Below are 15,081 nucleotides of genomic sequence, written 5' to 3' on the forward strand. Positions count from 1 at the left end.
CTCGGGAAGTTTTTTTATTTGTTGGCAAACGTTGGCAACCTCAGGACCTATAGAGGATTCGTTGTTCCCGTTTGATAGAGTGAAGATCAAGACGCATTGCTTCAAAAACTGGTGTGGCCCTAGACTGTTACTAAATCGGTTGCCCGTCTTTATTAAAATATTTTTTACCCCATTTTAATGCTACATTAACGAGTCCAATCATTACAGGGACCTCAATCAACGGACCAATTACGGCAGCAAAGGCCTGGCCGGATTTTATCGTAAAAACGGCAACAGCGACGGCGATGGCCAACTCAAAGTTGTTACTTGCAGCAGTAAATGAAAGACTGGTCGTTTGGGCATAATTTACTCCTAGCTTCTTGCTAATGAAGAAGGATAACGTAAACATGATTATAAAGTAAATGACGAGCGGAATTGCAATACGCACAACATCCATGGGCAATTTCACGATGTAGCTTCCCTTATAGGAAAACATTATGATAATGGTGTATAGTAAAGCAATCAGGGCCAGGGGGCTAATTTTGGGAACAAAGGTTTTTTCGTACCATTCTTTGCCCTTAGCTGGTTCTAATAATAAACGAGTAAGCATACCTGCAAAAAAAGGAATTCCCAGGTAAATAGCCACGCTGGCCGCGACATCCTTAATTGACACATGAATCGCCATACCCTGCAGCCCGAATATTCCTGGCAAAACGGTAATAAAAACATAAGCAAAAATTGAGTAAAAAATCATTTGAAACACTGAATTAAAGGCTACCAAGGCTGCGGCATAGTCTGAGTCACCTTTCGCAAGGCTGTTCCAAACGATAACCATAGCGATACAGCGTGCTAACCCGATTAAAATTAGGCCGACCATATATTCTGGTTTATCACGCAAAAAGGTAATAGCTAAAAGAAACATTAAAATTGGGCCGATAATCCAATTTTGTAAGAGCGATAATCCTAACACTTTAGTGTTTTTAAACACCTCACCAAGTTTACGGTAATTAACTTTAGCCAGCGGTGGATACATCATAATAATAAGACCTATAGCAATTGGAATGGAAGTTGTGCCAATCGACAGTTTATCGAGCAAGTCAGCAATACTGGGGAACAAATACCCCGCTCCTACTCCTACTATCATGGCTAAAAAAATCCAAAGGGTTAAAAATCGGTCTAAGAAAGATAGCCTGACAGACTTTTCATTGTTCATTATGACACCTCCCTAATCACATGCAATATTTTTTCTTTGAAGCCATTCATAAAGATTTTTCAAGTCATCCTTAAATAGATCTTTATTTCTTAAGTTATTAAATACTAAAGTGTCCAAAAACTGATTTTCATCATCATGTACAATCGAATAATAGACCCATTGAGCATGTTTTCTGTCCGAAACTAGTCCGGCATTCTTTAAGTAAGAAAGGTGTCTAGACACTTTTGTTTGAGTAACCTGCAGTGTTTCCATAAGATCACATACACAAAGCTCCTTTTCATATAATAAATTGATTATTCGTAGTCGAGTTTCGTCAGATAACGACTTTAATGTATTGAGTAGTTTATGCATTCAATCACCTACGCAAAATTTATATTTGTATATGCGCATATGCGAATATAAATATATTATACCATGTGCTTTTAATAAAAAGTACCGTTTAACCTGCTTTATTTATAGATATAGATATGGTCTCCTATGAGAAAGCACTTCAAATATTGCCCTAGAATGCGAATTGATAATATTAGTATTTTATAATATAATTAATTACATACAACAATCACCAATAAAGGATGAACATCATGAACCAAATTGAATTAAGTGCAAAAGTTTTAAAGGCGCTAGGCCATCCTATTCGTTATAAGATTGTTAAATTTTTGCTCGATGAACCGAAATGTGTCTGCAAACTTACTGAAGATGTAGAATTCAGCCAATCCAACTTATCACAGCACTTAAAGATCCTCAAAGAGGCCGGTGTACTCGTAAGCGAGAGAGTTGGTCTCAATGTTCATTACCGTATTAGCAACGAGAAAGTAAAAGCAATTATCGAACTTACCGATGAATTTGCTATTGCCCATATTAAGAGCATACAGGAATCTATTACTTAAGGAGGAACTGGAAATGGAGATCAAAATTCTGGGCAGCGGTTGTGCCAACTGTAAGAAATTAGAGGCTAATGCCAGAGCGGCTATTGCAGAGATGGGAATCGATGCCTCAATAACAAAAGTTGAGGATATTAAAGAGGTCATGAAGTATGGCGTCATGAGAACCCCTGGATTTGTGATTAACGAAAAGGTAAAGTCCTATGGAAAAGTATTGTCTACCACAGAAATTAAGAAGTTAATTCAAGCACAAGATTAAGCAAAGGTTCCTTGCCCATCATTAACCATATACTTATCTTTATAACCGCCATCTGAGGATGACGGTTTTTTTTGTTCTTTTGCCTAGCCTCTCTTGAAAAAGAAAAACTCCTCAATTATAATAATATTAGAATTTACTTAATTACTTATTAAGGAGGTGAACTTCTAGCAGACTAGTCTCTTCTGATCCGGTTATAGCCATTAACATCCTCTCTTTCTAAGCACAAACCAGATTAAATAGGAATACAGGAAGTGATTATATGTTTACTTGGACTCAAAACTTAGCTGATTGGCTGATTTACTCCGTCTTTAATCTTGCCAAAGATTCAAAACTTGGAAGTGCGCTCAACTTTTTTATCTACGACACTATCAAAATCTTTATTCTGCTCTTCCTAATCATTTACGCAATTACCTTTATTCGCAGTTTCTTCCCACCAGAAAAAACCCGGAAAATTCTTGCCAATAAAAAAGGACATACCTTTCTAGCTCACATCCTCGCAGCGCTGCTGGGAATCGTCACTCCATTTTGTTCTTGTTCAGCGGTACCCTTGTTTATAGGCTTTGTTGAAGCCGGTATTCCCTTAGGGGTAACATTCTCGTATTTAGTAGCTGCCCCAATGGTTAATGAAGTAGCCCTTGGACTCTTATACAGTCTTTTCGGTCTAAAAATCGCCCTCATTTATATTGCTTCTGGAGAAATCATCGCCATTATCAGTGGTCTGATCTTAGGCAAGCTTGGGTTAGAAAAGTACGTCGAGGGCTATGTCTATGAAATTGAGCTTAATGATGAGGGGCTCGAAATACCTATTCCAACGTTAAATGAAAGACTTCGTGATGCCTGGGTTTTCACCTTAGATCTCATTAAGAAAATATGGATCTATGTCGTGATAGGTATTGCGATTGGGGGATTTATGCACGGTTGGATTCCTAAAGATGCACTCGCCAAATACGCTGGGAAAAGCAATCCATTTGCTGTGTTGGTCGCAGTTCTCTTCGGCATCCCGTTATATTCGAATGCTGCGGGAGTTATTCCTCTGGTCAGTGAGTTGACTAGAGCAGGTGTTGCTATGGGCACAGCGCTCTCTTTCATGATGGCGGTCACTGCCTTGAGCATTCCAGAAATGATCTTACTGCGTAAGGTTTTAAAGCCAAAGCTACTTGTGATTTTTGTAACAATCGTTGGCTGCGGAATTATTTTTACGGGTTATATGTTTAACTTCATCATTTCATAAGCCATTTACTCCTAAACTCATCCGTTGTTTTGAGACTAAGTTTATTCTCTCCCCCCTAAGCTTAGTGAAACGAGGTGTATGGACGTGAAAAAAAATCTTATTGCGTTGCTCGGTCTGGCAGGATTCATTGTTATGGCTGACAACTGGGTTGTCTCTCCTATATTGCCTGCCATATCCCAAAACCTGAACATTGATATAGCAAAGGCTGGCTTATTAATCAGTGCTTACATGATACCTTTTGGCATCTTTCAGGTTATTTTTGGACCTTTAGCCGATCGATATGGTAAGAAACAAATAATTACCTTTTCTATGATTGCTTTCACTGTTGTGACGGGGCTTTGTGCCTTCGGCAGCGCCTTGACTAGTCTAGCTGTTTTTAGGGCCTTAACAGGAATTTTTGCTGCATCCGTAATGCCAATTTCTCTAGCGCTCATTGGCGATGTTTTTCCTCTTCAAGAACGCCAGGGGGCCATTGGCAGTTTTATGGGCATTTCGTTTCTAGGTCAAGGCTTGAGTATGGTTATTGGCGGAACCATCGCATTTTTCCTAAATTGGCGAGGGGTTTTCGCCGCCTATTCTGTTTTTTCTTTGATTCCAACGATCTTACTTCTAGCGAACTATAAAAGTCTGCCCTCGGAAAAACATCCTGACAGTAAAATACTGGCACCCTACAAAAAACTCCTAGCGACTTCCAAGAGTCTTCTGACCTATATTTTAGTTTTGCTGGAAGGCATTTTCATTGTGGGCAGCTTTTCCTATATCGGCTCATTTATTGCGCAAACTTACCACTATAATTTCTTTTATATCGGTCTTATCATGACCGGTTTTGGGATCATGACGGTTATAGGTGGACGTTTGAGCGGCAAGCTCTCAGCAAAAGTGGGAGCTAGAACAGTATTAACTTTAGGCCTGTTATGTGCTTCTCTGGCTGACATGATCATCTATTATCTGGGGGCGAACTTAATCCTATTGATTTTAGGAATTGCCATGTTGGGACTTGGTTTTATTTTTACACATTCAACGCTTCTTACTAGAGCTACAGAGTTTGCCCAAAAAGCCCGAGGAGCAGCTATGTCCCTAGTTGCCTTCTGTTTTATGGGTGGTGGTGGTGTGGGCACTGCGATTGGAAGCAGACTCATTGCAACCTATGGATTACTACAATTGTTCATCATTTACGGAGCTGCTTTAGTCGCTACGCTTTTCTTAAGTTATATCCTGATTCGTGGACGTGTCGTTGGAATTAATGAAGTTTAAAGACAACTCAAACTAGTAACACGTATGGGCATAATTTGCCAACAAAGTCTCTTCATCCCCTGGAAATACTATAATAAAGACGTCCGTGTTGAGAGAATAATAGATCCATTTCCCTTCCTTTGTGTCGCGTAAAATTCCAGCGTGTTTAAGAATCTTTAAATGATGCGATCTCATCTCTTTTTATTCAGTTTGTCAACTGCCTTCCTCATGTTCTCAGCAACTCTAAATTCAACTATTTTACTTATTAAGCTATAAGGTATCGGCTTTTTTATTGGAAATTGGACTGCTCCTTTAGAACTTTTATATTCCATTAATTCCCGTTTAAATGCCTCAATCCCGCTTGAAGTTGGATAAAAGCCTATGTGATTTTTGCAAACAGCAAAATACACTAAAATCCCGTGCAAATCAAAGGCTGGCATTTGGTAGCTTATCTTTTCTTTTGCATTTGGTGCTGTCTCTTTTATAACTTTTCTCAACAGCTCAAGTGTTTTCTGAATATCAGGAGGAAATTGCAAAATATATTCATCAATTGACTTAGGTCTCATATTTTCCTTCCTTCTTTCTTTCATTCTCCTGCTTGGCAGTGCTTAACTTTGGTATTAAAAACATTAGCTGCTTTTCTGCCTCATCATCTACACTATATAAGAACTTATTCACTGTTTCCAACTGAGCGTGGCATAACCAATATTTTTAGGCAGACATAATACTTCAATTGCAGGGAATAGACCAAGAAAGGCAAAACCTAATTCATATGCGGTAGTAATGGAGAGAGAGATTACTTAACTAATAAATAATCCCCTGCACGTTATTAGATGTCCTTTTCTGTTCATCAACGTACAGGGGGATTATTATTCTCGATCTCTTATATCAATATTTATTCAATTTTTACTTCCAAACTACTCAAAATGCAGAGCATCAATGGGGTGTAGTTTCGCAGCCTTTTGAGCTGGGAATACTCCAAAAATTATCCCAATGGCAAATGAAAAGGCAAATGCCATGATGATCGGTGAAGTTGAGATTTGAGTGGTCATTCCCGCAAATTTATTGAGCAAGGATGAGCCTCCGGCTCCAAACCCAATTCCCAGAACGCCTCCGAGCATACTTATAATCACCGCTTCTATCAAGAACTGAAGCATAATCGTTTTTCGTTTGGCACCTATTGCTTTACGAATTCCTATTTCACGTGTTCGCTCTGTTACTGAAACCAACATAATGTTCATGATTCCAATTCCGCCAACTAAGAGGGAAATGGCCGCAACCCCACTGAGTAAGAGAGTCAAGGATTGAGATACACCTTCTGCAGTGGACAAAATATCCGTTTGACTCGTTACCGTAAAGTCATTGGTTGCGTTGAAACTCAAACCATGCTGCTGACGTAAAATTTGAGTAATCTCAGCGCTTGCTATATTCATCAAATCAGAGTTTTTTGCTTCGACATAGATTGTCCGAATACTATTTGATCCTATGAGCCGGGTTTCAGCCGAGGAAATCGGCACTACGATTTGGTCATCGTTGTTGCTTGCACCGCTAGAGCCCTTGCTTTGTAAGATTCCGATGACTTCAAATGGTACTTGATTAATATTAATTGTTTCTCCAACCATATTGGTATTGGGATTACCCGTTAAATCTTGTACGACGGTTGTACCGATCACGGCTACTTGAGCATTTTCTTGGTTTTCTTGATCGGTGAAAAATCGTCCTATACTTGCTTGCTGATTGCGGACATCTGCATAGGAAGGGCTTGCTCCCACGACTGTTGTGCTCGTGTTCTCGCTCCCGTAAACGACCTGTTCCTGTTTACTGGTCGTGGGGGCAACATTTGCGACGGCATCAGCACCGCTTTTAATGGCATCAACATCATCTATGGTCATATTATTTAAACTTCCCATACCACCTTTGACGCCACCTGTATTGGATTGACCTGGAGTTACAATGAGTAAATTCGACCCCAATCCCTGGATCTGATCGGCAACCGATGCCTTGGCACCTTGACCGATGGAAACCATAATGATCACCGCACCCACTCCGATAATGATTCCCAACATCGTTAGAATAGAACGAAGTTTATTTGATCTTAGGCCGCGCAGAGCAACTCGGATATTTTCCAGGAAATTCATTAGCTGGCCACCTCCGTTCGCCAATTCAAGTCAAGTTTTAGAGGCTCACCTTCAGCGAAACTTCTATTTTTAACGGTTTCATCCTGGGCAATGATTCCATCTTTAAAGTGGATAATACGTTTACTGTATTGAGCAATATCCGGTTCATGAGTTACAAGGACTATGGTAATTCCCATGGCGTTCAATTGCTGAAAGATATTCATAACCTCTATGCTTGATTTACTGTCGAGGTTTCCAGTCGGTTCATCCGCCATGATTATGACTGGATTATTAACTAGAGAACGGGCAATAGCAACCCTCTGCTGTTGCCCTCCGGATAATTCATTGGGTTTATGATGAAGCCGAGCGGAGAGTCCAACTGCATTCAGAGCATTTGTCGCTCGAATCTGCCTTTCCCGGGCACCTATTCCGTGATAAAGCATGGGCAATTCAACATTTTCTAACGCCGTCGTTCGGGATAAAAGGTTAAAGCTCTGAAAGACAAAGCCTATCTTGCGATTGCGGATGTCAGCTAGCTCATCCTCACGGGCATGGTTGATATTCAAATCATCTAACCAAAACTCTCCTGATGTGGCGGTATCTAAACAACCGAGAATGTTCATCATCGTCGATTTACCGGAACCGGAAGGCCCCATGATGGCTACAAATTCTCCGTCTTCCACTGTCAAATTAATTCCAGAAAGTGCTCTAAGTTCAATATCTCCCGTCTTATAAGTTTTGGTAATTTCTCTGAGTATTATCATCCAATCACCTTCTTCCTAACCTTGAGTTCTGCTAAAGGAACCGCTAGTTCCACCTGCATTGCCGCCTCGGCCGCCTCCGAAATTACCCGTACTTCCGCTTAATGCTTTATTTAAAGAATTGCTTGACTTTGAAGTTGAAGAATTTGTTTGCGAGCTGCGGATTCCTACGACAACTTTATCTCCGGTTTGGAGCCCTTTTACGATTTCAACATTTTTACCATCGTCCAACCCTGTTTCAATTGTTTGAGTCACCGGTGTCGTGGAACCAGAGTTCAGCACAGATACAGTTTCTGTTGATCCATTTGTATGGACAGCTGAGCTTGGGATTGTGAGGACGTTTTGTTTTTGAGCAATAATTATGGTTACATTAGCAGTCATTCCAGATTTCATTTCGCTGTTTTTATTAGTAACATTAAGGGTTACATCGAAGGTTGTTACTCCGCTTTGCGATGTACCCGTCGGACTCACTTTAGTTACTTTTCCGGAAAACGTCTGACCTTGATAAGCATCCAAGGCTATATTTGCTGACTGTCCTACACTGACTTTAGCAATATCCACTTGGTTGACAGGGACAACCACTTGCATTGTATCAGAGCTACCCATCATCGTGATCAAAGAACTACTCCCTTGGCTCCCTGTATTACTTGAGGAAGACTGGTTACTTGAGGAAGTTCCACTTGATGAGGCTGAGTTAACCTGTCCATTGATAGCGGTAATAATTCCAGCGGCTGGTGCTTTGATGGTTGTATCGGCAAGAGCAGTCTCCGCAGTATTATAAGCGATTTGCGCTGCAGAAAGTTGAAGCTGAGCAGACTCAAGATTGGAGCTGTTAGATCCAGCTTGATCCACTTTTGCTTGGGCTTGGATAAGATTTGCCTGCGCTGTATCGAGCTGAGCTTGAGCCTGACTGGGATCAAGTTTGGCTAATTGTTGGCCGGCCTTCACCGAGTCACCGACTTTGACGTCAATTTCGGTAGTTTTTCCTCCGCTGCTTGAAGACAAATCGTATTCATTGAGCGGTTGAATTGCTCCAGAAGCAGTCACTGATTTTTCAACAGTACCCATTCGCACTGTCCCGGTAATATAACTTGGTGTGGCTGCTTTAGCATTCTTGGTGTTGTAGAGTATATTTCCACCAACCAATGCTACAGCTACAATTAGGACACCGGAGATAACCCATTTAATTCGTCCTTTTTTCATACCTTGCAACCTTCCTTTTTCGCTCTGTATATTTTTCACAAAATTACCTCCAAAAGTAAGTTATTTATTACTTTGTCATTATGGAGGATAAATCTTAAAATAAAATGAGTACAACCTGAAAGTTTGCTGAATATCTGCAGTAAATTAATTAAAATACTAATTTATATTAATTTTGTTGCTTTAAACCATAGATATTATAAGCCAATTTTTAAATGTGGAAAATATATGCAAGTTATTGCTTTATTAAATAAGAGTTTAAAAATTAAATGTAAAATTCCATATATTTATTTTAAAAAAGCAAGTTTAATGTTTATTATTTTTATAGGCAATTATAAGTTATCCTCTTGAACCCTATTGGAATCTGTTGAATTAGCAGCAAAAAGTATTGTAGGGATAGCACAAAAAAACGCCCACGAAAATCGCAGGCGTTCACAGTGTAATTCTATTTCTTTCTCATCTTCTCTGGAATATACACGCAAAATGGCTCTGATGCCATATAGTTTCCAGTTGCGCCGTAGGCCCGTGCTCTTGATCCACCACAAACTTTGTTGAACTCACAAATACCACATTTACCTTCGTACTTATCTGGCGAACGCAAGTCTTTTAAAATAGGACTTTCGCGGTAGATGTCGCGCAGTCTATTTTCCTTAATGTTACCAACTACTAATGGCAAAAATCCACTTGGTGTAACATCACCAGTGTGTGATACGAAGATGAAACCATTTCCATCGTTAACTGCTTTTGGTGCTCTTGCTAGACCGTCAATGAACTGAGCCATGTCACGCGTCTTAGTACCTTCGAACGTGATTTCCTCACCTGTAGTACCGTTTTCCTTAGCACGTTGTTGGAATACAACACGACGATAGTGCTGACCAGCAGTTGTTTTAATATCATAAGGCGCAACTTTACTTAACTGGTATAGCCACTTGAAGACTTCTTCGTGCTCAGCAGCTGATATGCAATCATCTATTGAAGCACGTCCAGTTGGAATCATCATTAAAATGTACCAAACCGAAGTCTTCAACTCTTTCATCAATTCAGCCATTTGCTCAAGTTGGTGTAAGTTTGCTTTGTTAATGCAAGTATTGATTTGGTGAGAAATACCAATTTCATTTAAATACTTAACTTTCTCGATTGTTAAATCAAAAGTTCCATCGATTCCGCGGAAAGCATCGTGCGTCTTAGCATCTGCACCGTCAATTGAGAAACTCCAACGAGAAATCCCAACTTTTTTTGCCATGTCCATGCGCTCTTTTGTTACTTCAACAGTAGCACTTGGGCTCATCGAAACACGCATTCCTTTTTTAATAGCGTAGTCTGCTAATTCAAAAAGGTCTTTTCGAAGCATGCAGTCCCCACCAGTAAAAACCAGCATCGGGTTGTCCATTTCGTAGATTTCATCGATTAGAGCGATACCTTGCTCGTGCGTTAACTCATCTGGATGCGGATCAGGTTGCGCATCTGCACGACAATGTTGGCACTTAAGCCCACAGGCACGAGTAGTTTCCCAGATTACGATGAACGGGTTCTTATCGTAGTCAACGTTCATTCCTGGGTGCCCACCTGGATGACCACCTTTACCGTGAGGATATCCGTTCATTTTCATTTTATTTTCCATCTCAAATCACTCAATCCATTTTAGTTTTCCAATTAAAGATTTTACACAAAAATCCGGCGAAAGTCCATTAATGGACTTACCGCTATTGTCCAATAGAATTTACAGTTGTATCCTGACTTGATGAAGTCTCGGACCGGGACCAGGGATAGCTCAATTATTTTTCATCTATGATTTAAAACTGCATACTCGCTGTATTTGACCAAGCGTGTCTTAAGGTCATCACCGTCTGCATAAAGCTCCGGCGTTGCATCCAGCCACGAATATCTGGTATAGGTACAATAACCCTGCCACATGCCTGGGAGATATCGCAGAAGATAATCTTCTTCGCCTTGTTCACAGAGGAAAAGTGACGTCCAGCCCGCATGAGAAGTGCCGGCCTGCTCGCTCCAGATATCGTTGCCACTGCTGTCATCAATGTGAAGCGTGACGAATCCATTGTCTCGTTGTGATTGATCAAGATAAAAAGATTCCTTCAAGCCGTCCCTATTAACATCAGCATGGCCTAAAAATTTCCTCAGTGGCTCCAGTGAAGAAGTTACCCCTGAGAGTCTGTCGTTATAAATTTTATAAATTCCTGCATTTGTTTCCTTGTCGCTCATGTACTTGTATATCCCAATATAAGGCTCCTCAACGTAATACTCGTTCCCATGAGTATACAGACAGAGTGTCTTCTCCTCCTTTTCCAGAACCAACCTGACAACAAGGTAATTCTCCAGTCCAGGATAATCGTTTACAGATTGCGTCGGAGTTTTTTGGGCCCCAGAGAGGGCGGATAGAACGGTTTTGATGTCCTCGCTGTCCGTTACCGTCGTGCGACCAGCGCTCGTACCCTCCCTGATCTGTTCCATCTTCATGGAAAGCACAGAGGTTGCATCGGGGAGCTCTAGTTTCGGCGCAGACTCAGGATACACCTCAGGATTCGTCAGCAGGCATACAGACAAGAGAATTACTGCCAAAGCTGAAATGAATAGTACCCACGCACCGGGCCTTTGAAAATCCAGAGGATTCCCGCCAACGATTCGCTTTTCTCGTTTTTTCATGATTTCCCCTCATTTCACCGATAACCATAATCTTGCCTGCAAGCCACGATATAGTCAACATACCGTCTGATCTTTTAAGGCTTCACTACAAAATTGATATAGAATTGAGTAAATACTCGCAGCTGCAGAAGGAAATTCTACAGATTAATCACTTCAGAGCTGATTTCCTTAAGTATCTCACTTCGCCTTTCGGATACCTCTCGATAGATCTCCAGCAAAGCTTTGTTAATAACTGCTCCAAAATAGGCATTGTTAACGAACACGGGAAGTTCGTTAAGGATCTTACGAATATGCTTAGGGTAAAAGTGGATTAACGACTTGTCCGAGAATCTTACGCGCATACGATTCTCGGACAAGTAAGGAGCAAGGGACTAACCAGCGTGACTCAAGCCCATAGTGTTCTTATCACTAATTATCTTGCTGCAGGCGATTTTTCTGGGTTCTGAGCCAGGATTACTTCTACTGGTGTATAGGGCAGATTTTGATCATCAGCTACAGCCTTAAAAGTTACCTGTCCATTATAAACATTAAGCCCACGCGCTAAGCCAGTATCATCCTTAAGAGCTTGTTGCCAGCCTTTATTGGCGATTTTCAAAGCATATGGGAGTGTGGCATTCGTTAAAGCAAAGGTGGAAGTACGCGACACTGCGCCAGGCATATTGGCAACTGAATAATGCACTACGCCATACTTCATATATGTAGGATCGCTATGAGTTGTGACCCGGTCAATGGTCGCAATAGAACCGCCTTGATCAATGGCTACATCAACAATCACCGAACCCGCTTCCATGGATTTAACCATCTCTTCGCTCACAATCTTGGGAGCTTTAGCACCAGGAATCAGCACTGCCCCAACCAAAAGATCAGCTTTTGCTACCCACTTTCCGATATTATAACTGTTGGACATGACCGTCGTGACTCTACCGCCAAAAATATCATCCAAATAAGCAAGACGGTCGCCTGAGTTATCAATAATCGTAACCCGGGCACCCATCCCAATAGCCATTTTCGCTGCATTGGTACCTACAATACCACCACCAATAATGACAACTTGGGCTGATTCTACGCCAGGGACGCCGCCTAAGAGGATACCCTTACCACTCCTTGGTTTTTCGAGCATTTGTGCGCCAATTTGCACTGCCATACGGCCCGCAACTTCGCTCATAGGAGATAAGAGGGGCAAGGTATTATTTCGTCCTACAATAGTTTCATAAGCAATACCAGTGACTTTTTTCTCCAGCATTGCCTTAGTGAGCTCAACCTCAGGTGCTAAATGCAAGTACGTAAATAAGATTTGCCCTTCGTGAAATAAATCATATTCCGCAGCTAAGGGTTCTTTCACTTTAATAATCATTTCCGAACGGTCAAATAAATTTTTCTTGTCGGCGATGATGGTTGCACCAGTTTTAATATAACTTTCATCTGAAAAACCACTACCCAAACCGGCACTTTGCTCAACTAATACTGTATGCCCTGCTCTGCACAAATCTTCTGCACCTGCTGGTGTCAGCCCGACACGGTTTTCGCTGTCTTTAATTTCCTTTACAACACCAATAATCATGATGAATCCCCCTTATTATTTCTTGCATCATATACTGTGTACGGTTCTCTAAATCCATCGTTATCTCCTGTTGATTCATTAATGCAAGAAGCGTACCAATTCACCAACGCCTATTCTGTCTGAATTAACCGTAATTGTCTGTTTGTTCTGTAAACTTCTGTTTCCAAAGATACTTCCACTGTTACGAAAAGTTTCCAAAATCAATACAAGCAGAACCCCCAATCAGAGATACTGCTTGTATTGATCCAGCTTAGCTAACGATTTACTATTTAAAAGACAACTCATACTTGCGCATTTTTTTAGAACTGCAGTATGAGACAGTCCAAGTACCGCCCCCATACGCCTCGATGATGGGAAACGCAGCGCGGTTTCCTGTAGAATAATGCGCTCTATTTCCCCTAAGCGTTCTTCTAATGTTTGATATGTTTCAAACTGCACTAGATTTGGCAGTGTCGATAAACCAGATAACCGACGACCTAAAAATATATGCTCTGACTGTACTTCGGCGCCGTCCACCAGATTCACTGCCCGCTCAATAATGTTTTTTAATTCCCGCACATTACCTGGCCAATTATAACCCTCTAAGCGTTGTAACGCCGAGGGAGAAAATCCTTTTACCGAACGCTGCAATTTATTGGCAAAATGTTTCAAAAAAAGTTCACTGAGCAATTGGATATCTTCAAATCGTTCTCTTAGAGGCGGTATTACCAATGAGATCACATTCAGTCGATAATATAAATCTTCCCGAAACGTCTTATCTGCCACCATATCCTCCAGATTACGGTTAGTAGCAGCAATAATCCGCACATCAACGGCTACTTCCTTGTTGCTCCCCACCCGCCGTACGCGCTGTTCCTGCAGTACACGCAGCAACTTCACTTGTAAATGAGCAGATACGTCTCCCACTTCATCAAGAAATAAAGTTCCGCCATTGGCTAGTTCAAATAGCCCCGGCTTACCTCCTTTGACCGCCCCAGTAAAAGCGCCTTCTTCATACCCAAACAGTTCACTTTCCTGCAACGTATCTGGAATGGCCGCACAGTTAATAGGTACAAAGGCAGCATTAGCCCTTCTTGAAGCACTATGCAAGGCCCTGGCGAATAATTCCTTACCCGTTCCGGTTTCACCGTTAATGAGTATCGTTGAGTCACTTGCAGCACAGCGGCGAGCTTGTCCCAGCACCTTTTCCATGACCGGACTGGCAAAAGGAATGTCGTCAAAGGTCATAGGTAACGAAGTTGTCATACTACGCATTAAGTTCCTTACATCTTGAGAATCCCTAATTACTGCAACCACACCAACCACATCACCGCTTTTATTCCTTAGAGGTATGGTATTGACAACACAATAAGCATGATCTAAGGCAATGAATACTTCCCGATTGTTATGCTGACAACCAGTTTGCAGAGTTTCTTGTATCAGCAAGTTTTTAAAGAGCGTAGATCCTAAAGGTTGTCCCTGAACCTGCTGAGCCGACAACCTAAGCATACGAACAGCCGCGGGATTACATTGTGTAATAATACCATCCTGATTAACAGCTAAAATACCATCATGTACAGAAGTTAAAATGGCATCCAGTTGTTCAGCTCGTCCTTTTGATGGCATAAAGGAAATCTCCTCTATTTTTTGCACCCCACTTATGCTGCTCAGTTCTTGAATAAATCCGATACGTTGGTCTTGGAGAACAGTCTGGCACTCCAAAAATACGACGCCCTCTTCCACTTCCATTGATATAATATTAGTCTCACGCTTCGTCAAAATCGACGTAATATCATAAACAATGCCGACACGATCGATAAATGATATGCGCAAATACACGGTTCCTACGCTCCTCTCTCCAGAATTGTTATCATAATACGAATAATACCATAATACGTCCCCGATAAATATTCCAAATATTTAAGCGTTTCCGCAAATTAAACGCCACAATAATTTTACGAATCCCCAGTTTGACTCGCCTGTAACCATAGTCATGATCATTCCAT

The 15,081-nt window shown here is 41.2% G+C and carries 14 protein-coding genes; 4 read left to right on the forward strand and 10 right to left on the reverse strand.

The window, feature by feature from the left end:
• Positions 1-130: 130 nt before the first annotated feature.
• Together arsB and ACPUYX_RS11435 are read right to left on the reverse strand one after the other, a co-directional pair.
• Positions 131-1,192 (reverse strand): ACR3 family arsenite efflux transporter, encoded by a 1,062-nt coding sequence (gene arsB, locus ACPUYX_RS11430; protein WP_426379788.1) that lies wholly within the window; start codon positions 1,190-1,192, stop codon positions 131-133.
• A 12-nt stretch (positions 1,193-1,204) separates the two neighbouring features.
• Entirely contained in the window at positions 1,205-1,543 is a 339-nt protein-coding gene (locus ACPUYX_RS11435; protein ID WP_426379789.1) for an ArsR/SmtB family transcription factor, read from the reverse strand.
• A 230-nt stretch (positions 1,544-1,773) separates the two neighbouring features.
• On the opposite strand from ACPUYX_RS11435, the gene ACPUYX_RS11440 reads away from it, so the two are divergent.
• From ACPUYX_RS11440 to ACPUYX_RS11455, 4 genes are all read left to right on the forward strand, one after another.
• The gene (locus ACPUYX_RS11440) at positions 1,774-2,079 is read left to right on the forward strand and encodes an ArsR/SmtB family transcription factor (RefSeq protein WP_426379790.1); all 306 of its coding nucleotides are present in this window, start codon (positions 1,774-1,776) and stop codon (positions 2,077-2,079) included.
• Positions 2,080-2,092: 13 nt separating this feature from the next.
• Positions 2,093-2,332, forward strand: a complete 240-nt coding sequence (locus ACPUYX_RS11445) for a thioredoxin family protein (RefSeq protein WP_426379791.1) — start codon at positions 2,093-2,095, stop codon at positions 2,330-2,332.
• Between the two features lie 259 nt (positions 2,333-2,591).
• Positions 2,592-3,563, forward strand: a complete 972-nt coding sequence (locus ACPUYX_RS11450) for a permease (RefSeq protein ID WP_426379792.1) — start codon at positions 2,592-2,594, stop codon at positions 3,561-3,563.
• Positions 3,564-3,641: 78 nt separating this feature from the next.
• The gene (locus ACPUYX_RS11455) at positions 3,642-4,817 is read left to right on the forward strand and encodes an MFS transporter (protein ID WP_426379793.1); all 1,176 of its coding nucleotides are present in this window, start codon (positions 3,642-3,644) and stop codon (positions 4,815-4,817) included.
• Between the two features lie 170 nt (positions 4,818-4,987).
• Here ACPUYX_RS11455 and ACPUYX_RS11460 read toward each other — a convergent pair whose 3' ends face one another.
• The 8 genes from ACPUYX_RS11460 to ACPUYX_RS11495 all read right to left on the reverse strand — a co-directional run bounded on the left by ACPUYX_RS11460 (position 4,988) and on the right by ACPUYX_RS11495 (position 14,914).
• Positions 4,988-5,386: an iron chaperone gene (locus ACPUYX_RS11460; RefSeq protein ID WP_426379794.1), complete on the reverse strand. Its 399-nt coding sequence runs from the start codon at positions 5,384-5,386 to the stop codon at positions 4,988-4,990.
• Between the two features lie 327 nt (positions 5,387-5,713).
• A complete protein-coding gene (locus tag ACPUYX_RS11465) occupies positions 5,714-6,934 on the reverse strand; it encodes an ABC transporter permease (protein ID WP_426379795.1) in 1,221 nt (406 codons plus the stop codon).
• Entirely contained in the window at positions 6,934-7,677 is a 744-nt protein-coding gene (locus tag ACPUYX_RS11470; RefSeq protein WP_426379796.1) for an ABC transporter ATP-binding protein, read from the reverse strand. Before ACPUYX_RS11470 ends, ACPUYX_RS11465 begins: the two co-directional genes overlap by 1 nt.
• Before the next feature lie 15 nt (positions 7,678-7,692).
• On the reverse strand, positions 7,693-8,916 hold the full coding sequence (locus ACPUYX_RS11475; protein ID WP_426379797.1) for an efflux RND transporter periplasmic adaptor subunit: 1,224 nt from the start codon (positions 8,914-8,916) through the stop codon (positions 7,693-7,695).
• Positions 8,917-9,319: 403 nt separating this feature from the next.
• Positions 9,320-10,495 (reverse strand): TIGR04053 family radical SAM/SPASM domain-containing protein, encoded by a 1,176-nt coding sequence (locus ACPUYX_RS11480; RefSeq protein WP_426379798.1) that lies wholly within the window; start codon positions 10,493-10,495, stop codon positions 9,320-9,322.
• Positions 10,496-10,656: 161 nt separating this feature from the next.
• Positions 10,657-11,535 carry a DUF5301 domain-containing protein gene (locus ACPUYX_RS11485; protein WP_426379799.1) on the reverse strand — a complete coding sequence of 293 codons (879 nt, stop codon included), beginning with the start codon at positions 11,533-11,535 and terminating at the stop codon, positions 10,657-10,659.
• 412 nt (positions 11,536-11,947) lie between these two features.
• Positions 11,948-13,096 (reverse strand): alanine dehydrogenase, encoded by a 1,149-nt coding sequence (ald, locus tag ACPUYX_RS11490; RefSeq protein WP_426379800.1) that lies wholly within the window; start codon positions 13,094-13,096, stop codon positions 11,948-11,950.
• 222 nt (positions 13,097-13,318) lie between these two features.
• Complete coding sequence (locus ACPUYX_RS11495; protein ID WP_426379801.1) at positions 13,319-14,914, reverse strand: sigma 54-interacting transcriptional regulator; 1,596 nt, start codon at positions 14,912-14,914, stop codon at positions 13,319-13,321.
• Positions 14,915-15,081 lie beyond the last annotated feature (167 nt).

This window comes from Desulfosporosinus sp. SYSU MS00001, from assembly GCF_049943955.1.
Taxonomy (GTDB): domain Bacteria; phylum Bacillota; class Desulfitobacteriia; order Desulfitobacteriales; family Desulfitobacteriaceae; genus Desulfosporosinus.